Origin of the sequence: Paracoccus shanxieyensis (assembly GCF_009711265.1) — a bacterium.
In the GTDB taxonomy this organism is placed as follows: Bacteria; Pseudomonadota; Alphaproteobacteria; order Rhodobacterales; family Rhodobacteraceae; genus Paracoccus; species Paracoccus shanxieyensis.
Genome location: NZ_WMII01000007.1, coordinates 107,091 through 125,741, shown reverse-complemented (window position 1 = coordinate 125,741; position 18,651 = coordinate 107,091). Strand labels below are relative to the sequence as shown.

General features: G+C 63.9%; 24 protein-coding genes and 1 riboswitch. Of the genes, 12 read left to right on the top strand and 12 right to left on the bottom strand.

Annotated features, from left to right (window positions below; genetic code table 11):
• Positions 1-111 precede the first annotated feature (111 nt).
• Positions 112-447, top strand: a complete 336-nt coding sequence (locus GL284_RS09245; protein WP_155044315.1) for a hypothetical protein — start codon at positions 112-114, stop codon at positions 445-447.
• A gap of 135 nt (positions 448-582) precedes the next feature.
• On the opposite strand, the gene xth is transcribed toward GL284_RS09245, so the two are convergent.
• The gene (xth, locus tag GL284_RS09240) at positions 583-1,368 is read right to left on the bottom strand and encodes an exodeoxyribonuclease III (RefSeq protein WP_155044314.1); all 786 of its coding nucleotides are present in this window, start codon (positions 1,366-1,368) and stop codon (positions 583-585) included.
• 68 nt (positions 1,369-1,436) lie between these two features.
• On the bottom strand, positions 1,437-1,772 hold the full coding sequence (locus GL284_RS09235) for a HesB/IscA family protein (protein ID WP_155044313.1): 336 nt from the start codon (positions 1,770-1,772) through the stop codon (positions 1,437-1,439).
• 74 nt (positions 1,773-1,846) lie between these two features.
• Here GL284_RS09235 and GL284_RS09230 point away from each other — a divergent pair, with 74 nt between their 5' ends.
• Both GL284_RS09230 and GL284_RS09225 read left to right on the top strand, forming a co-directional pair.
• Entirely contained in the window at positions 1,847-2,998 is a 1,152-nt protein-coding gene (locus GL284_RS09230; protein ID WP_155044312.1) for a deoxyguanosinetriphosphate triphosphohydrolase, read from the top strand.
• A gap of 32 nt (positions 2,999-3,030) precedes the next feature.
• A riboswitch (FMN riboswitch) is annotated at positions 3,031-3,162 on the top strand.
• 66 nt (positions 3,163-3,228) lie between these two features.
• Positions 3,229-3,660, top strand: coding sequence for a 6,7-dimethyl-8-ribityllumazine synthase (locus GL284_RS09225; RefSeq protein WP_155044407.1), 432 nt, complete (start codon positions 3,229-3,231; stop codon positions 3,658-3,660).
• 34 nt (positions 3,661-3,694) lie between these two features.
• Here GL284_RS09225 and copM read toward each other — a convergent pair whose 3' ends face one another.
• Both copM and GL284_RS09215 read right to left on the bottom strand, forming a co-directional pair.
• Positions 3,695-4,066: a CopM family metallochaperone gene (gene copM, locus GL284_RS09220; protein WP_155044311.1), complete on the bottom strand. Its 372-nt coding sequence runs from the start codon at positions 4,064-4,066 to the stop codon at positions 3,695-3,697.
• Positions 4,067-4,134: 68 nt separating this feature from the next.
• A complete protein-coding gene (locus GL284_RS09215; protein WP_155044310.1) occupies positions 4,135-5,028 on the bottom strand; it encodes a DMT family transporter in 894 nt (297 codons plus the stop codon).
• A 115-nt stretch (positions 5,029-5,143) separates the two neighbouring features.
• Here GL284_RS09215 and GL284_RS09210 point away from each other — a divergent pair, with 115 nt between their 5' ends.
• Positions 5,144-5,566 (top strand): OsmC family protein, encoded by a 423-nt coding sequence (locus tag GL284_RS09210; RefSeq protein WP_155044309.1) that lies wholly within the window; start codon positions 5,144-5,146, stop codon positions 5,564-5,566.
• Positions 5,567-5,601: 35 nt separating this feature from the next.
• Here the strand turns inward: GL284_RS09210 and GL284_RS09205 are convergent, their stop codons facing one another.
• Genes GL284_RS09205 through GL284_RS09195 form a run of 3 tightly spaced genes read right to left on the bottom strand, consistent with a single transcriptional unit; the run spans position 5,602 to position 8,703 of the window.
• The gene (locus GL284_RS09205) at positions 5,602-6,321 is read right to left on the bottom strand and encodes a hypothetical protein (protein ID WP_155044308.1); all 720 of its coding nucleotides are present in this window, start codon (positions 6,319-6,321) and stop codon (positions 5,602-5,604) included.
• Positions 6,318-7,913: a peptide chain release factor 3 gene (locus GL284_RS09200; RefSeq protein WP_155044307.1), complete on the bottom strand. Its 1,596-nt coding sequence runs from the start codon at positions 7,911-7,913 to the stop codon at positions 6,318-6,320. The genes GL284_RS09205 and GL284_RS09200 overlap by 4 nt, the downstream gene beginning before the upstream one ends.
• 31 nt (positions 7,914-7,944) lie before the next feature.
• On the bottom strand, positions 7,945-8,703 hold the full coding sequence (locus GL284_RS09195; protein ID WP_196216752.1) for an NAD kinase: 759 nt from the start codon (positions 8,701-8,703) through the stop codon (positions 7,945-7,947).
• Positions 8,704-8,838: 135 nt separating this feature from the next.
• On the opposite strand from GL284_RS09195, the gene glyA reads away from it, so the two are divergent.
• Entirely contained in the window at positions 8,839-10,122 is a 1,284-nt protein-coding gene (gene glyA, locus GL284_RS09190; protein WP_155044305.1) for a serine hydroxymethyltransferase, read from the top strand.
• 65 nt (positions 10,123-10,187) lie between these two features.
• Here the strand turns inward: glyA and GL284_RS09185 are convergent, their stop codons facing one another.
• Positions 10,188-10,571, bottom strand: a complete 384-nt coding sequence (locus GL284_RS09185; RefSeq protein WP_155044304.1) for a hypothetical protein — start codon at positions 10,569-10,571, stop codon at positions 10,188-10,190.
• 72 nt (positions 10,572-10,643) lie between these two features.
• Here GL284_RS09185 and GL284_RS09180 point away from each other — a divergent pair, with 72 nt between their 5' ends.
• Positions 10,644-11,411, top strand: coding sequence for an alpha/beta fold hydrolase (locus GL284_RS09180; RefSeq protein ID WP_155044406.1), 768 nt, complete (start codon positions 10,644-10,646; stop codon positions 11,409-11,411).
• Between the two features lie 3 nt (positions 11,412-11,414).
• Here GL284_RS09180 and GL284_RS09175 read toward each other — a convergent pair whose 3' ends face one another.
• Positions 11,415-11,720, bottom strand: a complete 306-nt coding sequence (locus GL284_RS09175) for a hypothetical protein (RefSeq protein WP_155044303.1) — start codon at positions 11,718-11,720, stop codon at positions 11,415-11,417.
• Positions 11,721-11,826: 106 nt separating this feature from the next.
• Here GL284_RS09175 and GL284_RS09170 point away from each other — a divergent pair, with 106 nt between their 5' ends.
• Together GL284_RS09170 and GL284_RS09165 are read left to right on the top strand one after the other, a co-directional pair.
• Positions 11,827-11,970, top strand: a complete 144-nt coding sequence (locus tag GL284_RS09170; protein WP_155044405.1) for an entericidin A/B family lipoprotein — start codon at positions 11,827-11,829, stop codon at positions 11,968-11,970.
• 248 nt (positions 11,971-12,218) lie between these two features.
• Complete coding sequence (locus GL284_RS09165) at positions 12,219-12,458, top strand: entericidin A/B family lipoprotein (protein ID WP_155044302.1); 240 nt, start codon at positions 12,219-12,221, stop codon at positions 12,456-12,458.
• Between the two features lie 129 nt (positions 12,459-12,587).
• Here the strand turns inward: GL284_RS09165 and lepA are convergent, their stop codons facing one another.
• Entirely contained in the window at positions 12,588-14,387 is a 1,800-nt protein-coding gene (gene lepA, locus GL284_RS09160; protein WP_155044301.1) for a translation elongation factor 4, read from the bottom strand.
• Positions 14,388-14,447: 60 nt separating this feature from the next.
• A complete protein-coding gene (locus GL284_RS09155) occupies positions 14,448-15,347 on the bottom strand; it encodes a DMT family transporter (RefSeq protein WP_155044300.1) in 900 nt (299 codons plus the stop codon).
• Between the two features lie 98 nt (positions 15,348-15,445).
• On the opposite strand from GL284_RS09155, the gene GL284_RS09150 reads away from it, so the two are divergent.
• The 3 genes from GL284_RS09150 (at position 15,446) to GL284_RS09140 (ending at position 16,793) form a co-directional block, all read left to right on the top strand.
• A complete protein-coding gene (locus GL284_RS09150) occupies positions 15,446-15,631 on the top strand; it encodes a heavy-metal-associated domain-containing protein (protein ID WP_155044299.1) in 186 nt (61 codons plus the stop codon).
• Positions 15,632-15,793: 162 nt separating this feature from the next.
• Positions 15,794-16,099 carry a hypothetical protein gene (locus GL284_RS09145; RefSeq protein WP_155044298.1) on the top strand — a complete coding sequence of 102 codons (306 nt, stop codon included), beginning with the start codon at positions 15,794-15,796 and terminating at the stop codon, positions 16,097-16,099.
• 4 nt (positions 16,100-16,103) lie between these two features.
• On the top strand, positions 16,104-16,793 hold the full coding sequence (locus tag GL284_RS09140) for an NAD-dependent deacylase (RefSeq protein WP_155044297.1): 690 nt from the start codon (positions 16,104-16,106) through the stop codon (positions 16,791-16,793).
• A 72-nt stretch (positions 16,794-16,865) separates the two neighbouring features.
• On the opposite strand, the gene GL284_RS09135 is transcribed toward GL284_RS09140, so the two are convergent.
• A complete protein-coding gene (locus GL284_RS09135; RefSeq protein ID WP_155044296.1) occupies positions 16,866-17,330 on the bottom strand; it encodes a GatB/YqeY domain-containing protein in 465 nt (154 codons plus the stop codon).
• A gap of 153 nt (positions 17,331-17,483) precedes the next feature.
• Here GL284_RS09135 and carA point away from each other — a divergent pair, with 153 nt between their 5' ends.
• Complete coding sequence (carA, locus tag GL284_RS09130; RefSeq protein WP_155044295.1) at positions 17,484-18,629, top strand: glutamine-hydrolyzing carbamoyl-phosphate synthase small subunit; 1,146 nt, start codon at positions 17,484-17,486, stop codon at positions 18,627-18,629.
• The last annotated feature ends 22 nt before the right edge of the window (positions 18,630-18,651 follow it).

The window sequence follows — 18,651 nt, the reverse complement described above, 5'->3', positions numbered from 1 at the left end:
TCTTATCGCCCTTCTGGCGTTGGCCGGATGTAACACCGTGGCAGGTGTCGGTGAAGACATCACCGGCGCATCGCGCATGGTCCAAGGAGGCGTCGGCGGAGGCGGATACTGATGAAATGGACGCATGTCAGTGAGAACTGGCCAGCCTTTTTCGAGGCGATCACCGAGAAATGGCCCGAGGCTGACGAGGCCGAGCTGGATGAGATCGACGGCGACCAGCGCGCCTTCATCCGCTATATCTCGGAAGTAACCGGGCAGGAAATCGAGGAGACCCGCGATGAGATCCGCGAATGGCTGGCGGGTGAAATCCCGTCCGATGTCGTGATGGATCCCACGCATGACGGTCATTCCATCGCGCTGTCGGCAAAATATGTCGGCGAGGGCGAGGATGAATATGACGACGATGCGCGCTTCGGCGATGACGACGACGCCGAAGACCGCGACTGACGGCGTTTTCCGAGGCGCTGCGGGGGCTCTGCCCCCCGCCTTTGCCACCCCCTTGATGGGGGCGGCAAAGGCGTCCCCCGGGGTATTTTCAAAACAAGGATGGCAGGTCGGCCTGGCGAGTTCAGCGCGTCTGGATCAGGCGTCCAGCGTCACCCAGACCGGCACGTGGTCGCTGGGCTTGTCCTTGGCGCGTTCGTCGCGGTCGATGCCAAGGTCGACCAGCAGATCGGCGGCCTGCGGCGACAGCAGGATATGGTCGATGCGGATGCCATTGTCTTTCTGCCACGCGCCTGCCTGATAGTCCCAGAAGGTGAAGGGACCACGGGTGGCATCGGGATCGCGCAGGCGCACGGCCTCGGTCCAGCCGTCATGCAGGATGCGGCGCAGGCTGGCACGGCTTTCGGGCTGGAACAGCGCGTCATCCAGCCAGCGTTCGGGATGGGCGGCATCGCGCGGTTCGGGGATCACGTTGAAATCGCCCAGCATGATCGTCGGGATCTCGCTGCTGCGCAATGCGTCGGCGCGGCTGCGCAGCCGTTCCATCCATGCCAGCTTGTAGTCGAATTTCGGCCCCGGAAACGGGTTGCCGTTCGGCAGATACAGGCCCGCGATGCGGATGGCGGCATGTCCGACCACCGTCGCCTCGATATAGCGGGACTGTTCGTCGCTGTCGTCGCCGGGCAGGCCGCGCATCACGTCTTCCAGCGGCAGGCGCGACAGGATCGCCACGCCGTTGAAGCCCTTCTGGCCGTGCGTTTCGATATTGTAGCCCAGATCGGCGATGGGATCCGCGGGGAAGCCTTCGTCCTGCGTCTTGATTTCCTGCAGCACCACAACGTCCGGCTGGGCCTCGGCAAGCCAGCCGGTCAGGGTCTCGATCCGGGCGCGGACGCCGTTGATATTGAATGTCGCGATCTTCATGGCGCAGAGACTAGCGGCGCGGATCGGCGGTGGCCAGATCAGATCGCGCCCGATCAGGTCACGCCCGGTCAGATGGCGAAGGACGTGCCGCAGCCGCAGGATGAGGTGGCGTTCGGGTTTTCGATGACGAAACGCGCGCCGATCAGTTCATCGGTGAATTCGATCACCGCGCCGGTCAGGAACGGCAACGACACCGGATCGACCACGACGCTTTGCCCTTCCCCCTTCAGGATCAGGTCATCGTCGGCCGGGTCGTCCAGCTTGATGTCATATTGAAAGCCCGAGCAGCCCCCGCCCAGCACCGCCACCCGCAAGGCGCGCATGGGCCCGTCGGCATTGATCTGGGCCAGTCGCGCGAATGCGCGTTCCGTGACCTTGGGGGGCAGGTTCAACTCTACGTTCATGGGGCGTTCCCGTTTCCGTCTTCTGGTGTGGAATATAGGGTTCGGGACAACCACCCGCAAGGAATGCCGCACCGATGACCGCCCCTTATGCCTGCCAGCCCGAAGACAGCCGCGGCCGCCACTGGCCCGAGCGCATGTCGACCTTTCGCAGCCCATGGCAGCGGGACCGCGACCGCATCATCCATTCCAGCGCCTTCCGCAGGTTGAAGCACAAGACGCAGGTGTTTGTCGAACATGACGGGCAGGCCTATCGCGGCGATTACTTCCGCACCCGGCTGACTCATACGATCGAGGTGGCGCAGGTCGCCCGCACCATCGCGGGCGCGCTGGATCTGAACCCCGATCTGGCCGAGACCGTGGCCTTGGCGCATGATCTGGGCCACCCGCCCTTTGGCCATACCGGAGAGGATGCGCTGGCCGAGTTGATGGCCCCCTATGGCGGCTTTGACCACAACGCGCAGGCCCTGCGCATCGTCACCCGGCTGGAGCGTCACTATGCCGATTTCGACGGGCTGAACCTGACATGGGAAAGCCTTGAGGGCATCGCCAAGCACAATGGCCCGGTGACGGGCGCGTTGCCCTATGCCCTGGCCGAGGTGAATGCCGAATGGGATCTGGAGCTGCACACCAATGCCAGCGCCGAGGCGCAGGTTGCAGCCGTGGCCGATGACGTGGCCTATAACCACCACGATCTGCATGACGGGCTGCGCGCGCGGCTGTTCACCGAGGACGACCTGTCGCAACTGCCCGTCGTCGGCGAGGCCTTTGCCGAGGTCGACCGCCTGCATCCCGGTCTGGACCCCATGCGACGCCGTCACGAGGCGCTGCGCCGCGTCTTTGGCGTCATGGTCGAGGATGTGATCGCCGTGGCGCAGGGCCGTCTGGCCAGCCTGCGTCCGACAAGCGTGCATGAGATCCGCGACATGGACGGGCCGATCATCCGCTTTTCAAAGCCGCTGTATCAGAACCTGAAGGCCATCAAATCCTTCCTGTTCCAGCGCATGTATCGCGCGCCCTCGGTCGTGGTGGAACGCACCAGCGCAACCCAGATGCTGAACGGGCTTTTCCCGCTTTATCTGAACGATCCCTCGAAAATGCCGGATCACTGGTGCGCCGCGGCCGATGCCGCAAAGGACGACACGCAGCGCGCGCGCATCGTGCTGGATTACGTCGCGGGCATGACCGACCGCTATGCCATTGCCGAGGCGGAAAAGCAGCTGGGGTGACTTGCATCTGCCGGGCGGGCTTGGCATCACACGGCTGTTCTCAGGGCGGGGCGGAATTCCCCACCGGCGGTTACAGCCCGCGAGCGCCTTTCGCAGCGAAAGGGTCAGCAGATCAGGTGAAACTCCTGGGCCGACGGTCACAGTCCGGATGAAAGAGAGCGTGCGACCCCGTTTTGCGGGATCGCAGCGTGATCGCCTTGGGTGACGTGTCACTTTGGAAAGGGATCATGATGACACACACCCGCTATGCCTTCGTAAAGGCCAATTGGCATACCGATATCGTCGATCAGGCGCTGGACGGGTTCTGCCAGATCATCCCGCGCGATCAGGTCGATGTCTTCGACGTTCCCGGCGCGTTCGAGATGCCGCTGATGGCGCGCGATCTGGCGCGGACCGGGCGCTATGCCTCGGTCGCCTGCGCGGCGCTGGTCGTGGATGGCGGCATCTATCGCCATGATTTCGTGGCGGCTGCCGTGGTTCAGGGGCTGATGCAGGCCGGTCTGGAAACCGGCGTGCCGGTGCTGTCGGTGTCGCTGACGCCGCATCACTATCAGGAAACCGATCATCACACGGCCATCTTCCGCGACCATTTCGTCCAGAAGGGCCGCGAGGCCGCCCATGCGGCGCTGGCCATCGCCAAAGCCCGCGAGGCCATCGGCTAAGCCAATGGGGCGGCGTTCCAGCCGCCCCACCATCCTAGTGGTCGTGCTTGGCCAGCCAGTCCTGCATGAACTTGATCTCGGCCTCTTGTGCGTCGATGACCTCTTGGGCCAGTTTGCGAACTTCGGGATCCTTGCCATATTCCAGCGCGATCTTTGCCATGTCGATGGCACCCTGGTGGTGCGGGATCATGCCGCGCATGAAATCGACATCGGCATTGCCGGTATAGCCCACCATCATGTCTGCATGCATCTTTTCCATCGCCGCCTGATAGGCTGCGGTCGAGGGGCTGTCGGCGGTTTCAGCAGTGCCATGGCCGCTGTGATCCTGCGCAAAGGCAAGGCCGGGGATCAGGGTCAGGGCAAGGGCGGGGATCAGGGTCAGGGCAAGGGCGGCAGCTCGGATCATCTTGGTCTCTCCGTCAGGTTACCCGGCAAGCTTGGCGCAATGGCGGGCTTTGGCAAGTGACAAGCCCGTCAGCGCAGGAAGATCAGCGACATGCCGATCACCGCCAGCGCCGCCCCCGCCCATGACGTGGCCGAGGGGCGCGCGCCGGTCAGCGCCCACAGCACCGGCAGAATCAGCACCGGCGACAGCGCCGACAGGGTCGAGACGATGCCGACCTTGCCGCCCTGCAGGGCAAACAGCATCAGCGTCATGCCGATGACCATGGCGACGATGCCCGACAGCACCGTCATCACCAGAATGCGCGGCGTGACGGCGCCCTTTGGCCGGAACATGGCCAGCGGCAGCGTCATGATCGCCACCTGCGCCACCGAGGCCGCGCCGATGCGGATCATCGAGGCGACATAAGGGTCGAACCCCTGCGCCATGGCCGGGCGCGCGATCAGCGATCCCGTGGCCTGTCCGGTCGCGGCCAGAACGCCCATGCCGACCGCGATCCAGACCGGGCCGCGCACCTCCTCGAAGCGGTGCTGGCCCGACCGGCCGGGGCGACCCAGAACCGCCATGGCGATGCCCAGCGTGGCAATGCCGATCCCGGACGAGGCCATCAGCGACAGTTCCTCGCCCAGAAACAGCCAGCCCAGCAGCGCGGCGATGGGGGCGTTCAGCGCAAACAGCGCCCCGGTCCGGCGCGGACCCAGCCGCACCATGGCCATGAACAGCATCATGTCGCCCAGAAACACGCCCAGCAGCCCCGACACCGCGATGCGCCAATGGCCCGGCGCGGTCACGCCGTCCCACCGCCCGCTGATCACGACAATCGCCAGCAGGATCAGAAACACCGAAATCCAGCGGATCCTGTTGAAGGCAAAGGGCCCAAGCACCGACACAGAATGTGCGGCGATCAGCCCGGTCACCGACCAGCACATTGCCGCGCCAAAGGCGGCCAGTTCATGATACGGCATGTCGTGCCCGCCCTTTGCGCCCCCACACTTCGCGCCATGGATAGGCGCAGAATTGAACCGCCTCAAGCCGGGCCGCGTTGGGAAGGCGCAATGCATTCAGAACAGGAGTTCGACAATGATCGTCAATCATGGTTCGGCGAAATGGGAAGGCGGCCTCAAGGATGGCAAGGGTCTGGTCTCGACCAAATCCGGCGCGCTCAGCGATGTGCCTTACGGCTTCAAGCAAAGGTTCGAGGATCAGCCCGGCACCAATCCCGAAGAGCTGATCGGCGCCGCGCATGCCGCCTGTTTCAGCATGGCCCTGTCGATGATCCTTGAAGGCAAGGGCATCACCGATGTGAAGATCGAGACCACCTCGAAAATCGGTCTGGACAAGGATGGCGACGGCTTCGCGATCAAATCCGCCGCGCTGACCGCAAAAGTCAGCGGCACCGGCGACAAGGCCGTGATCGAGGAAGCCGCGAAAGCTGCCGAACAGAACTGCCCCATCAGCAAAGTGCTGAACGCCGACATCACGCTGGACCTGACGGTGGTGTGACTGGGCCTCAGGCCCGCAAGGGCTGACCCGATCGCTTAAGTGGCGCTGAAGGTCAGCACCCGACCGCGGGTCAAAACATGCAGCGCGGTGAAGTGCTGCCACAGGCGGCGGATGGTATCAGTGTCCGCCGCCAATATTTTCAGGGCGTCGTCGGTGACCACATCCGGCGCCCCCGAGTTTTCGTATACCAACAGCTCATTACGCTGGAACGACGCGTAATTGCCCTTGGCGGCACGGTCAGATTTGCTGTTGATCGCGTGCGCCATGCAATGCGCCCATTCGCGCTGTGGCTCATCCCGATGCCAACCGCAGCGGTCAAGCTTTCGGTCAATGACACGTCGTCTGATCTCATGGCGTTTCGACATCTGGCTGTCCGACCTGTAAAAGCTGAGATCATAGCATTTCGGCAGATCGTGGTCGTCGCCTGATGCGTCGTCGCCGTTTGACGCATAGAGCCTGTTGATTTCGCTGCTGGCGTGGGCGCGCTGGGGGGAAATAGCCTCGACCACTTCCAGGCCAATCGTGCCGCCCGGTGTTTCGATGTGAAAATCCGGGCTGTCGCGATGCCAGATCGTCTGCGGAAAATCCGGCCCGAAGATGTGCGGATTGCCCATCAAGGCATGCGCAAGGGTCCAAAGCTCACTTGGCGCTGTGGTCTTGCCGATCCCGTGTCGCGGCGCGACCTCCCCCGCAATGCGGACAGCCGCACGGCGCATCATCAAGGCATCGGATGCCTTGATGAGCGGCGCGGTCACACCATCATTTCCTTGGTCGCGGTCAGCTTCAGGTCCGGATGGTCGCGCTGCACGCGGTCGATGTCCCATTGCAGCCGCGTCAGATAGACCAGATCGCCGTCGTGATCCTGCGCCATATGGCCCTTGTTGACATTGGCAAAGGCCTCGACCTTGTCCTTGGGCCCGGCGACCCAGCGGGCGCTGGTGAATTGCGAGGGTTCAAACCGGACCGGCAGGCCGTATTCGATCTCGATCCGGCTGGCCAGAACCTCGAATTGCAAGGCCCCCACCACGCCGACGATGAAGCCCGAGCCGATCATCGGCTTGAAGACCTTGGCCGCGCCCTCTTCGGCGAATTGCATCAGCGCCTTTTCCAGATGCTTGGCCTTCATCGGATCGCCCGCGCGCACCGTTTGCAGCAGTTCCGGCGCGAAACTGGGGATGCCGGTAAAGCGCAGCACCTCGCCCTCGGTCAGCGCGTCGCCGATGCGCAGCTGGCCGTGGTTCGGGATGCCGATGATGTCGCCCGCCCATGCCTCTTCGGCCAGTTCGCGGTCGGCGGCCAGAAACAGCACCGGGTTCGACACGGCCATCGGCTTTTTCGAGCGCACATGCAGCAGCTTCATGCCGCGTTCAAAATGCCCCGAGGCAAGACGCACGAAGGCCACCCGGTCGCGGTGCTTGGGATCCATATTGGCCTGCACCTTGAAGACAAAGCCCGTGACCGGCTTTTCGTCGGGGCTGATCTGGCGTTCCGAGGCGTTCTGCGGTTGCGGCTGCGGGCCGTATTCACCGATGCCCGCCATCAGTTCGCGCACACCGAAGCTGTTGATCGCGCTGCCGAACCAGATGGGCGTCAGATGGCCTTCCAGAAACGCCTGACGGTCGAAGGCGGGCAGCAATTCGCGCGCCATCTCCAGTTCTTCGCGCAGCTTTTCCAGCAGATCGGCGGGAACGTGATCGGCCAGCTTCGGATCATCCAGACCGCTGATCTTGACCGATTCCGCCACCTTGTTGCGGTCGGCGCGGTCCATGATCTCCAGCCGGTCGTTCAGCAGATCATAAGCCCCGATAAAATCGCGGCCCATGCCGATCGGCCATGAGGCGGGGGACACGTCGATGGCCAGATTTTCCTGAATCTCGTCGATGATTTCAAAGGTATCGCGGGATTCGCGGTCCATCTTGTTGCAGAAGGTCAGGATCGGCAGGTCGCGCAGACGGCAGACCTCGAACAGCTTGCGGGTCTGGCTTTCCACGCCCTTGGCGCCGTCGATCACCATGATCGCCGCATCCACGGCCGTCAGCGTGCGATAGGTGTCTTCGGAAAAGTCGCTGTGGCCGGGCGTGTCGACCAGATTGAACAGATATTTGTCGAATTCAAACGACATGGCCGAGGCCGAGACTGAGATCCCCCGGTCCTGCTCCATCTTCATGAAGTCCGAGCGCGTGCGCCGCGCCTCGCCCTTGGCGCGGACCTGACCGGCCATCTGGATGGCGCCGCCGAAAAGCAGGAACTTCTCGGTCAGGGTGGTCTTGCCGGCGTCGGGATGCGAGATGATCGCGAAGGTCCGGCGGCGGGCGATTTCGGGCGGAAGGACGGGCATGTTTGTCATGCCCGCGCTTTACCCTGCCCCGGCTGCCGCCTCAAACGAATTGTTCGCGCATCAGCCGTTCATCCAGCCCGTGGCCGGGATCGAACAGCAGACGGTGGCGGATGCTGGTTTCGGTCCGGATCTCGACCCATTCGACCGAGTCGACGCCGCGGCTGTCGGCATCGGCCATGACCGGGCGCTTTTCCAGATCCAGCACATCGAAGCGCACTACGGCATTGCTGGGCAGGATCGCGCCGCGCCAGCGTCTGGGGCGGAAGGCGGCAATCGGGGTCAGCGCCAGCACATCGGAATCCAGCGGCAGGATCGGGCCATTCGCCGAATAGTTATAGGCCGTCGAACCCGCGGCGGTGCACAGCAACACCCCGTCACAGACCAGTTCCGGCAGCCGCACCCGGCCATTCACGCTGATGCGCAGGCGGGCGGCCTGCGGTCCGGCGCGCAGCAGGCTGACCTCATTGATGGCCAGCGCGCAATGTTCGTGCCCATCGGTGGTGCAGGCGGTCATGGCCAGCGGATTGACCACGGTTTCCTCGGCTGCGGTGATGCGTTCGATCAGGCGGTCTTCGGAATAATGGTTCATCAGGAACCCGACCGTGCCGCGATTCATGCCATAGACCGGCAGCCCGCGATTCTGATGCATGACCGACAGCATCAGCCCATCGCCGCCAAGCGCCACGATCACCTCGGCATCGCGGATCGCGTGCTGACCATAGCGCGCCGAAAGCCGGTCGGCGGCATCTGCGGCGGGTTCGGTGCTGCTGGCGATGAAATGCATTTTCATGCCCGACATCTTCCCCGCGCGGGGCGCAGACGCAAGCCCCTGCGGTGTCATGGAATATCTACCGCCCGCGCGTCGCATCCGTCCTAGCGGGGAATTGCAAAACCGTCTAGAACGCGGCCAAGCCGTTTTTGCATGAGGGACGACATGAGCAATACCGGATTCTTCACCGAAACGCTGGACAGCCGCGACCCCGACGTGTTCGGCGCCATCCGCAAGGAACTGGGCCGCCAGCGGGACGAAATCGAACTGATCGCCTCGGAAAACATCGTCTCAAAGGCGGTGCTCGAGGCGCAGGGCTCGGTCCTGACCAACAAATATGCCGAGGGCTATCCGGGCAAGCGCTATTACGGCGGCTGCCAATATGTCGACATCGTCGAGGATCTGGCGATCGAGCGCGCGAAACAGCTGTTCGGCTGCGAATTCGCCAACGTCCAGCCGAACTCGGGTTCGCAGATGAACCAGGCGGTGTTTCTGGCGCTCTTGCAACCGGGCGACACTTTCATGGGTCTGGACCTGAATTCGGGCGGCCACCTGACCCACGGCTCGCCGGTGAACATGTCGGGCAAATGGTTCAACGTCGTCAGCTACGGCGTGCGTCAGCAGGACCAGTTGCTGGACATGGAAGACGTGCGCGCCAAGGCCTTGGCCAACAAGCCCAAGCTGATCGTCGCGGGCGGCACCGCCTATAGCCGCGTCTGGGACTGGGCCGCCTTCCGCGCCATCGCGGACGAGGTTGGCGCCTATCTGATGGTGGACATGGCCCATATCGCCGGTCTGGTCGCCGGTGGCCAGCACCCCTCGCCGCTGCCGCACGCCCATGTTGTGACCACCACCACGCATAAATCGCTGCGCGGCCCGCGCGGTGGCATGGTGCTGACGAATGACGCCGATATCGCGAAAAAGATCAACTCGGCGGTGTTCCCCGGCCTGCAGGGCGGTCCGCTGATGCATGTGATCGCCGCCAAGGCCGTGGCCTTTGGCGAGGCGCTGCGCCCCGATTTCAAGGATTATGCCGCGCAGGTGGTGAAAAACGCCCAAGCCATGGCTGATGAGCTGATGAAGGGCGGCGTCGACATCGTTTCGGGCGGCACCGACAACCACCTGTGTCTGGCCGACCTGCGCCCGAAAGGCGTGACCGGCAAGGCGACCGAGGCGGCCTTGGGTCGTGCGCACATCACCTGCAACAAGAACGGCGTGCCGTTCGATCCCGAAAAGCCCTTCGTCACCTCGGGCATCCGTCTGGGCGCGCCCGCAGGCACCACCCGCGGCTTCGGCGAACAGGAGTTCCGCCAGATCGCCCGCTGGATCGTCGAAGTCGTCGACGGGCTGGCCGCCAATGGCGAAGAAGGCAATGCCGAGGTCGAGGCCAAGGTCAAAGCCGAGGTCGAAGCCCTGTGCGCGAAATTCCCGCTTTACAGCGGCATGTAATCGCCAGACCTGATCCGTCAGATGAAGCCGCGCATGACAACCTCATGCGCGGCTTTTTCGTCTGCCTAGATCAGCCCACGCTGCAGCATGATCCACACGACTAGCGCCGCCAGCACCATCAGCCCCAGCACCACGCCCGATGCCCAGCGAATGAAACCGCCTTGCAGTCGCGCCCCCTGCCCCAGCGGACGCAGATAGGCCGTCAGCGCCTTATGGGCCCGCAACAGCCGGTCCTGATCGACCTGCCGTGCCAGCTTGGGCTGGCCCGCCATGCGGTCAGCCTGCACCAGAAACATCGCCTCGCGCCGCAATTTCCGGGGCAGCGCGCCGCCGCGCTTGCGCATGACGCCCTCAAGATCGGGCTGCTGGCCGCGTTTCGCGCCGCCAAAGCGTGCCGCCATCAGTCCCGCCACCTCATCCGCCATCGGGCGAATATTCTGGATGCCCATGGATCTCTCCTGTTTTGGGGCAGGCTAGCGCCTCTGGCGCACCGCCGCCAGTGGCGCTAGGGTCGCGTCATGATGCTGAACATGACCGAAATCGGAAGCGAGAATGCCGGCCCGCCGGTGATTGTGGCGCATGGCCTGCTGGGGTCGGGCAAGAATCTGGGCGGCATCGCGCGGCGTCTGGCGGAAAGCGGGCGGCGGGTGGTGCTGGTGGACATGCGCAACCACGGCGACAGCTTTCACGATCCCGACCACAGCTATGCCGCCTTGGCGGATGATCTGGCAAGCGTGATCGAAGCCAAGGGCAGCCCGGCGGATGTGCTGGGACATTCCATGGGCGGCAAGGCTGCGATGATGCTGGCGCTGACGCATCCCGATCTGGTGCGCAGGCTTATGGTGCTGGACATCGCGCCCTATGCCTACAGCCACACGCAATCCGGCTACATCGACGCGATGGAAGCGGTCCGGCTGGACGGGCTGAAACTGCGCTCGCAAGCCGATGCGCAGATGGCGGAAAACATCCCCGAGCCGGGTGTGCGCGCATTCCTGCTGCAATCGCTGGATCTGAAATCCGATCCGCCGCGCTGGCGCGCCAACCTGACGGCGCTGCGCGACCAGATGTCCAATCTGGTCGGCTGGCCCGACGCCCCCAAGGCCAGCTTCCAGGGCCCGGTGCTGTTTCTGGCCGGAGGTCAGTCCGATTATTGCCGCGAGCCGCAGGTTCAGGCGATCCGCGAATACTTCCCACAGGCCAAGATCAAGTTTCTGGCGGGCGCCGGGCATTGGCTGCATGCCGACCGCCCGACCGAGGTGGCCGATGCCGCCGCCGAATTCATGGGCTAAGCCTCAGCAGCGCAGGGTGATGCGCGCCTCTCCGGTGTCGCCGGGAATGCGGGTCACCATGCTGTGCGGGATGGCATCGCAGCCGCTGGCCTTGGCTGCGGCCTGCATCATCAATCCGGGGATCCGGTCGCGGTCCTTGCGGCGCAGATAGCCAAGGCGGATCACCTCGGCCTCATTCGGTTTTACGAAAACCGCGAAATCCACGCCATCCAGCGTGATGTCGTGACGCGGCGCGCCGATGAAGCCGGGCGCGGGCGAGGCGCATCCGGCAAGGATCAGCATGGCAAGAAGCAAAAGCGATCTGGTCATGCCGGACACAGTGGCAGGATTTCATTAACCAAAAGCTAATTCGCGCTGGAACTGTCGGCGGTTTCATGACGTTACCTCGCAGACACAAACCGCAGGAGTTCCAATGATGCGTCGCGTTATGAAGCTGACCCCTATTCTTGCCCTGATGGCGCTGGCCGCGTGCGAAACCGTTCAGGGTGCAGGCCGTGACATGCAGGCCGCTGGCACCGCCGTTTCGCGCGAAAGCCAAGAGGTCCAGCAAGGGATGTAATCCACCCCCTGCATGACCACAAGGCGGCCTTCGGGTCGCCTTTTTTCATACCCGCTGTTGAATACACGGCATTTTAATGTCGTGGGATCACGGGAAATATTCCATCCGCCGCCCGATCGGCATAGAGAAATATCGGTGGATTTCCGCCGATAATCGCGTGTCTTCTGATTCTCGCGCTTCCGTGAGCAGCAGACAAATCCAGCCTGAATTAGATTCGCCGCAAAAGAGCAGTCAAGAAAGGACAAAAAATGGGACGGATGCTTCAATTCGCACCGCTGATCGGGCTGATGGCCGTGTCTGCCTGTGAAACCATGCAGGGCGCGGGCCGTGACATGCAGTCGGCAGGTGCGCTTCTGACGGAACAGTCGGCCAATACCCAGACCCAGATGGGCCAGACCCCCGGCCAGCCCTATGTCGCGCCGGGCGGTGCCGCCTATGGCGCGACCGGGACGGCCGCGCCTTACAGCCCCGGCCCCGGCGGCTTCTGAACCGAACGCCTTGATCTGACGTGATCTGACGGGCAGCCCTGCAACCGATGTTGCGGGGCTTTTGGCCGTAAAGCCATGACGGGCGGGACAGCCGCGCGGCCATGAAAAAGGGCGCCGCAGCGCCCCGTTTCAGTTGTCCATTTTCAGCGCCTGAATGAAGGCTGTCTGCGGGATTTCGACCTTGCCGAACTGCCGCATCTTCTTTTTCCCGGCCTTCTGCTTTTCCAGCAGCTTCTTTTTGCGGGTGGCATCGCCGCCATAGCATTTCGCGGTCACGTCCTTGCGCATCGCCGACAGCGTTTCGCGCGCAATCACCCGCGCGCCGATGGCCGCCTGAATCGGGATCTTGAACATGTGGCGCGGGATCAGCTCTTTCAGCTTTTCGACCATGACCCGGCCACGCGATTCCGCGCGGTCGCGATGCACCATGATCGACAGCGCGTCCACGGGTTCGTCGTTCACAAGGATCGACATCTTGACCAGAAAATCCTCGCGGTATTCGCTGATCTGATAGTCGAAGCTGGCATAGCCCTTGGTGACGGATTTCAGCCGGTCATAGAAATCGAAGACCACCTCGGCCAGCGGCAGGTCATAGACCACCATGGCCCGGTTGCCCGCATAGGTCAGGTCCATCTGGATGCCGCGGCGGTCCTGACACAGCTTCAGCACATCGCCCAGATATTCGTCCGGCACCATGATCGTGGCCTTGATGCGCGGTTCTTCGATATGGTCGACATAGGTCAGGTCGGGCATGTCGGCGGGGTTGTGCAGGTCGCGCACCTCGCCATCCTTCATGTGCAGCTTGAAGACCACGCTGGGCGCGGTGGTGATCAGGTCCAGATCGTATTCGCGTTCCAGCCGGTCGCGGATCACCTCAAGGTGCAAAAGCCCAAGGAAGCCGCAGCGGAAACCGAAGCCAAGCGCGGCCGAGGTCTCCATCTCATAGCTGAAGCTTGCATCGTTCAGCGCCAACTTCTCGATGGCGTCACGCAGAGCCTCGAAATCATTGGCATCGACCGGGAACAGACCACAGAACACCACCGGCTGAGCCGGCTTGAAGCCCGGCAGCGGCGTATCGGTGCCTTTTTTCTCATGCGTGATGGTGTCGCCGACGCGGGTGTCGCGCACCTGCTTGATCGAGGCGGTGAACACGCCGATCTCACCCGGGCCAAGCTCGGCAATGTCCTGCATCTGCGGACGCAGCACGGCCAGCTTGTCGATGCCATAGACCGCGCCGGTCTGCATCATCTTGATGCGCTCGCCCTTTTTCACCACGCCATCCATGACGCGGATCATGACGACCACGCCCAGATAGGCGTCATACCATGAATCGACCAGCATCGCCTTCAGCGGCGCATTGCGGTCACCCTTGGGCGCAGGCAGGCGGGTGACGATGGCTTCCAGCACATCGGGAATGCCAAGCCCGGTCTTGGCCGAGATCGGGATCGCATCCTGTGCATCGATGCCGATGACTTCCTCGATATTGGCCTTGACGCGCTCGGGTTCGGCGGCGGGCAGATCGATCTTGTTCAGCACCGGCACGATCTCGTGGCCTGCGTCGATCGCCTGATAGACATTGGCCAGCGTCTGCGCCTCGACGCCCTGCGAGGCATCGACGACCAGAAGCGAGCCTTCGACCGCGCGCATCGAGCGGCTGACCTCATAGGCGAAGTCGACATGGCCGGGCGTGTCGATCAGGTTCAGGACATAGCGCTTGCCGTCCTTCGCCGGATAGTCGATCCGCACGGTGTTGGCCTTGATGGTGATGCCCCGCTCGCGCTCGATATCCATGCTGTCCAGCAGCTGGGCCTTCATGTCGCGTTCGGCGACCGTGCCCGTCATCTGGATCAGCCGGTCGGCCAACGTGGATTTGCCGTGGTCGATATGCGCCACGATGGAGAAATTGCGGATCAGGTCAAGCTCGGTCATGATGGCCGGGCTATACAGGGGGTTTCGCGCGCTCGCCAGAGATTTCGCGCAATCCGCCGCTCAGGCGATCAATCCCGCCGCACGCCGGATGCGCCGACGCAACAGCGCTTCGCGCCACATCGCATAGGCCCCCGAGGCAACGATCACCGCCGCACCCAAAAGCGTCAGCGTATCGGGGCGTTCGTGAAACACGATCAGCGCCAGCACCAGGGCAAAGACCAGCCGGACATAGCGATAAGGCGCCAAGGCCGAGGCCTCGCCCAGCCGGGTGGCCGAAACCAGCAGCCCATAACCCAGCACTCCCACGGTCAGGCAGCCCGCGACCTGCAGCCATTGCCACGCATCCGGCAGCACCGGCCGCTGCCCCAGAACCAGCGCCATCGGGATCGAAACCAGCGCCAGCCCCAGAAAGGCCGAGGCGGAAAGCTGCAGCGAATGCACATGTGCCGGCACCCGGCGCGTGACGATATCGCGCGCGGCAAAGCACAGGACCGCCAGCAGGGCCAGCAGCGATGTCGCCGAAAAGCCGTCGATTCCGGGCCGGATCACCAGCAAAACCCCGAAAAACCCGGCCCCGATCGCGGACCAGCGCCGCCAGCCCACAGGCTCGCCCAGAAACAGCGCAGCGCCCATGACGATGACCAAAGGCAGCGCCTGCATGATGGCTGCGGTCGGGGCCAGTTCCCCCAAGGCCAGCGCGCTGACAAACAGCACCGAGCCCAGGGCCTCGCCCAGATTGCGCAGCACCAGCGCCGGATTGCACAGATCGCGAGTGAACAGCCGCCCGCCCCGCAGCCGCAGCACCGCCCAGAAACTCAGCCCGCCGATCACCCCGATCAGCCCCAAAACCTGCGCATAGGGCATCTGTGCCGTCAGCAGCTTGATGAACATGTCCTCGAAGGCGAAAAACACCATCGAGGCGATCATCAGCAACGCGGCACGAAAATTCTCGCTACCCATGGGGCATCCTGATCTGGCAATTATGGAAAGAAGACCATGCGGCCTGCACGGCTTGCCGCAATCATAGGCAGGTTACTGCGGAAGAAAAAGGCGAAGTGATGAGATTTCTGGTCGAAGACATGAGCTGCAGCCATTGCGCGGCAACCATCGAAAACGCCATCGCGACAGCCGGCGGCCGGGCCAGCTCCGATCTGGCGACCCATACGGTGCAGGTCGAGGGGCTGGACGACGAACGGGCAGCGCAGGTGATTCGCGACGCCGGATACACCCCCCGCCCGGCCTGAGCGCATATGTTGCGCCTGATCCGGCGCATCGCGCCATTTCTGGTCACGGTCTCGCGATTGAGCGCAAGCCCGCTTTCTGCTAGCATCGCATGAAACAACACGCGGCCATGCGAGGGCGATCAGCTCCGCCGCGACGGGCAAGAAAAATCCGAGGAGACAGCCATGTTCAACCGCCTGATGATCGCCGCGGCCGCGGTGGTGCTGACCGCACCGCTTGCCGTTGCCGGCCCCATAGATTCCGCCTGCAACCGGTCCGAGCGCACGGCCTCCAGCCGCCAGCTCTGCAACTGCATTCAGCAGGTCGCCGACATGACGCTGTCGCGCGCCGACCAGCGCCGGGCGGCCGCGTTCTTCAAGGATGCGGATTCGGCGCAGGATGTGCGCATGTCGAAATCGAATGCCGATAACGCGTTCTGGGGCCGCTACAAGAACTTCGCCGACACCGCCGAGGCCTATTGCGCAAAGTAACACGATGCGGATCGCCATCCTGACCGGTGCCGGGATCTCGGCGGAAAGCGGCATCCGGACCTTCCGCGCGACCGATGGCCTGTGGGAGGAACACCGCATCGAGGATGTGGCAACCCCGCAGGGCTTCCGCCGCGATCCCGCATTGGTGCACCGCTTCTATAATCAGCGCCGGGCCGATGCCGCCCGCGCCCAGCCCAATGCCGCGCATCGCGCGCTGGCGCGGCTGGCCCGCCACCATCAGGTCACGCTGATCACCCAGAATGTCGACGACCTGCACGAACGCGGTGGCTCGCCCCATGTCATCCATATGCATGGCCGCCTGCTGGGCGCGCTTTGCGCCGCCTGCGGCCATCGCTGGCCTGCCACGCTGGTCATGCGCGCAGCCGACCCCTGCCCCGGCTGCGGCCAGCCCGCGACACGGCCGGATATCGTCTGGTTCGGCGAAATCCCCTATCACATGGAAGACATCTGGCAGGCGGTCGAAGATGCGGAAATCTTTGCGGCCATCGGCACGTCGGGACAGGTCTATCCGGCGGCGGGCCTTGCCCAGCACGCCCATCGCAGCGGTGCGCAGACGGTCGAACTGAACCTGACCCAGACCACGGCCAGCCGCGACTTCACCCAGCACCTCGTCGGCCCCGCCACTCGAACCGTGCCCGATTGGGTGGACAAGCTCGTCGCCGAACACGGCTAAGATCCTTGTTTTCAAAATACCCCGGGGGTGGGCCGCGCAGCGGCCAAGGGGGCAGCGCCCCCTTGCCGCAGGTCAGGCCATCAGGCGGTCCTTGACCATCGGGCCGACCGCGCCGAAATCCATCTGCCCCGCGTGACGCTCACGCAGTTCCGCCATGACGCGTCCCATGTCGCGGATCGTGCTTGCGCCCAGATCCGACACCACCGCATCAATGGCCGCCTGCGTTTCTTCCGCGTCCAGCTGACGCGGCAGATAGCCTTGGATCACGGTGATCTCGGCCTGCTCGCGTTCGGCCAGTTCAAGCCGCCCACCCTCTTCATAGGCTTTCGCAGATTCCTGACGCTGCTTGACCATCTTCGACAGGATCGCCGTCAGATCGGCATCGCTCAGCCCCGCCTCGTCGCCGCCTTCGCCGCGCGCGGCGATCTCGCGATCCTTGATCGCGGCCGAAATCAGGCGCAGCGTAGACAGCCGCGCGCTGTCCTTGGCCTTCATAGCGTCCTTGGTGTCGGCGGTGATGCGTTCACGCAATCCCATGTCATCCCCTTGGGCTGTGGTCCGGCGGCGCTTGTCTAAGGCTTCGCGCCCGGCGTCAACCCGGCCCCCTGCGGCAAAGTTCCCGCCATGCGGCCTTGACGCCTGCCTGCGCTGCTTCTAGTTTCCCGCCGATTTATTCCCGGAGACACGACGATGGCCCAGAAACCGACCGCATGTCTAGCGCTTGCCGACGGCACCGTTTTCCACGGCCAGGGCTTTGGTGCCACGGGCGAGGTGGTGGCCGAGCTGGTCTTCAACACCGCGATGACCGGCTATCAAGAGATCATGACCGATCCCTCTTATGCCAGCCAGATCGTCACCTTCACCTTCCCGCATGTCGGCAATACCGGCGTGACCGAACAGGATGACGAGGCGGGCGATCCGGTCGCCTCGGGCATCGTGGTGAAATGGGATCCGACCGAACCCTCGAACTGGCGCGCCACCGACGATCTGGTGCAATGGATGGCCCGGCGCGGCCGCATCGGCATCGGCGGCATCGACACCCGCCGCCTGACCCGCGCGATCCGTCAGCAGGGCTCGCCGCATGTCGTCCTGGCCTATGATCCGCAAGGGAATTTCGACATTGCCGCCATGGTCGCCAAGGCGCGCGACTGGCAGGGTCTGGTCGGTCTGGATCTGGCCAAGGACGTGACCACCCGGCAAAGCTATCGCTGGGATGAAGGGCTGTGGGAATGGCCCGGCCAGTTCGGCGCGCCCGCAGAACAGAAGCCGTTCAAGGTCGTGGCGCTGGATTACGGCGCGAAACGCAACATCCTGCGCTCGCTTGCGGGCAGCGGGGCCGAGGTCATCGTGCTGCCCGCCAGCGCCACCGCCGATGAGGTGATGGCCCATGATCCCGAAGGCGTATTCCTGTCGAACGGCCCCGGCGATCCGGCGGCGACCGGCGCCTATGCCGTGCCGATGATCCGCGAATTGCTGAACCGCGATCTGCCGATTTTCGGCATCTGCCTTGGCCATCAGATGCTGGCTTTGGCGCTGGGGGCCAAGACCGTGAAGATGGGCCACGGCCATCACGGCGCGAATCACCCGGTCCGCGACGTGGAAACCGGCAAGGTCGAGATCACCTCGATGAATCACGGCTTCGCCGTCGATGCCCAGACCCTGCCCGAGGGCGTGATCGAAACCCATGTCAGCCTGTTCGACGGCAGCAATTGCGGGCTGCGCATGGCGGATCGGCCGGTTTTCTCGGTGCAATACCACCCCGAGGCCAGCCCCGGCCCGCAGGACAGCGCCTATCTGTTCGACCGCTTCGCCGAGGCGATGCGCGCGCGGCGCTGAAGCGGCGGCTGCGCGGTTAACC

Excerpts from the sequence above, each read along its gene's own strand:
- GL284_RS09235 (WP_155044313.1), bottom strand. The coding sequence starts at position 1,772 with ATGAACGTAGAGTTGAACCTGCCCCCCAAGGTCACGGAACGCGCATTC.
- GL284_RS09200 (WP_155044307.1), bottom strand. The coding sequence starts at position 7,913 with ATGACAAACATGCCCGTCCTTCCGCCCGAAATCGCCCGCCGCCGGACC.
- carA (WP_155044295.1), top strand. The coding sequence starts at position 17,484 with ATGGCCCAGAAACCGACCGCATGTCTAGCGCTTGCCGACGGCACCGTT.
- GL284_RS09180 (WP_155044406.1), top strand. The coding sequence starts at position 10,644 with ATGCTGAACATGACCGAAATCGGAAGCGAGAATGCCGGCCCGCCGGTG.
- copM (WP_155044311.1), bottom strand. The coding sequence starts at position 4,066 with ATGATCCGAGCTGCCGCCCTTGCCCTGACCCTGATCCCCGCCCTTGCC.
- lepA (WP_155044301.1), bottom strand. The coding sequence starts at position 14,387 with ATGACCGAGCTTGACCTGATCCGCAATTTCTCCATCGTGGCGCATATC.
- GL284_RS09140 (WP_155044297.1), top strand. The coding sequence starts at position 16,104 with ATGCGGATCGCCATCCTGACCGGTGCCGGGATCTCGGCGGAAAGCGGC.
- GL284_RS09135 (WP_155044296.1), bottom strand. The coding sequence starts at position 17,330 with ATGGGATTGCGTGAACGCATCACCGCCGACACCAAGGACGCTATGAAG.
- GL284_RS09195 (WP_196216752.1), bottom strand. The coding sequence starts at position 8,703 with ATGTCGGGCATGAAAATGCATTTCATCGCCAGCAGCACCGAACCCGCC.
- xth (WP_155044314.1), bottom strand. The coding sequence starts at position 1,368 with ATGAAGATCGCGACATTCAATATCAACGGCGTCCGCGCCCGGATCGAG.
- GL284_RS09225 (WP_155044407.1), top strand. The coding sequence starts at position 3,229 with ATGACACACACCCGCTATGCCTTCGTAAAGGCCAATTGGCATACCGAT.
- GL284_RS09215 (WP_155044310.1), bottom strand. The coding sequence starts at position 5,028 with ATGCCGTATCATGAACTGGCCGCCTTTGGCGCGGCAATGTGCTGGTCG.
- GL284_RS09150 (WP_155044299.1), top strand. The coding sequence starts at position 15,446 with ATGAGATTTCTGGTCGAAGACATGAGCTGCAGCCATTGCGCGGCAACC.
- GL284_RS09175 (WP_155044303.1), bottom strand. The coding sequence starts at position 11,720 with ATGACCAGATCGCTTTTGCTTCTTGCCATGCTGATCCTTGCCGGATGC.
- GL284_RS09165 (WP_155044302.1), top strand. The coding sequence starts at position 12,219 with ATGGGACGGATGCTTCAATTCGCACCGCTGATCGGGCTGATGGCCGTG.
- GL284_RS09230 (WP_155044312.1), top strand. The coding sequence starts at position 1,847 with ATGACCGCCCCTTATGCCTGCCAGCCCGAAGACAGCCGCGGCCGCCAC.
- GL284_RS09170 (WP_155044405.1), top strand. The coding sequence starts at position 11,827 with ATGCGTCGCGTTATGAAGCTGACCCCTATTCTTGCCCTGATGGCGCTG.
- GL284_RS09210 (WP_155044309.1), top strand. The coding sequence starts at position 5,144 with ATGATCGTCAATCATGGTTCGGCGAAATGGGAAGGCGGCCTCAAGGAT.
- GL284_RS09185 (WP_155044304.1), bottom strand. The coding sequence starts at position 10,571 with ATGGGCATCCAGAATATTCGCCCGATGGCGGATGAGGTGGCGGGACTG.
- GL284_RS09245 (WP_155044315.1), top strand. The coding sequence starts at position 112 with ATGAAATGGACGCATGTCAGTGAGAACTGGCCAGCCTTTTTCGAGGCG.
- glyA (WP_155044305.1), top strand. The coding sequence starts at position 8,839 with ATGAGCAATACCGGATTCTTCACCGAAACGCTGGACAGCCGCGACCCC.
- GL284_RS09155 (WP_155044300.1), bottom strand. The coding sequence starts at position 15,347 with ATGGGTAGCGAGAATTTTCGTGCCGCGTTGCTGATGATCGCCTCGATG.
- GL284_RS09145 (WP_155044298.1), top strand. The coding sequence starts at position 15,794 with ATGTTCAACCGCCTGATGATCGCCGCGGCCGCGGTGGTGCTGACCGCA.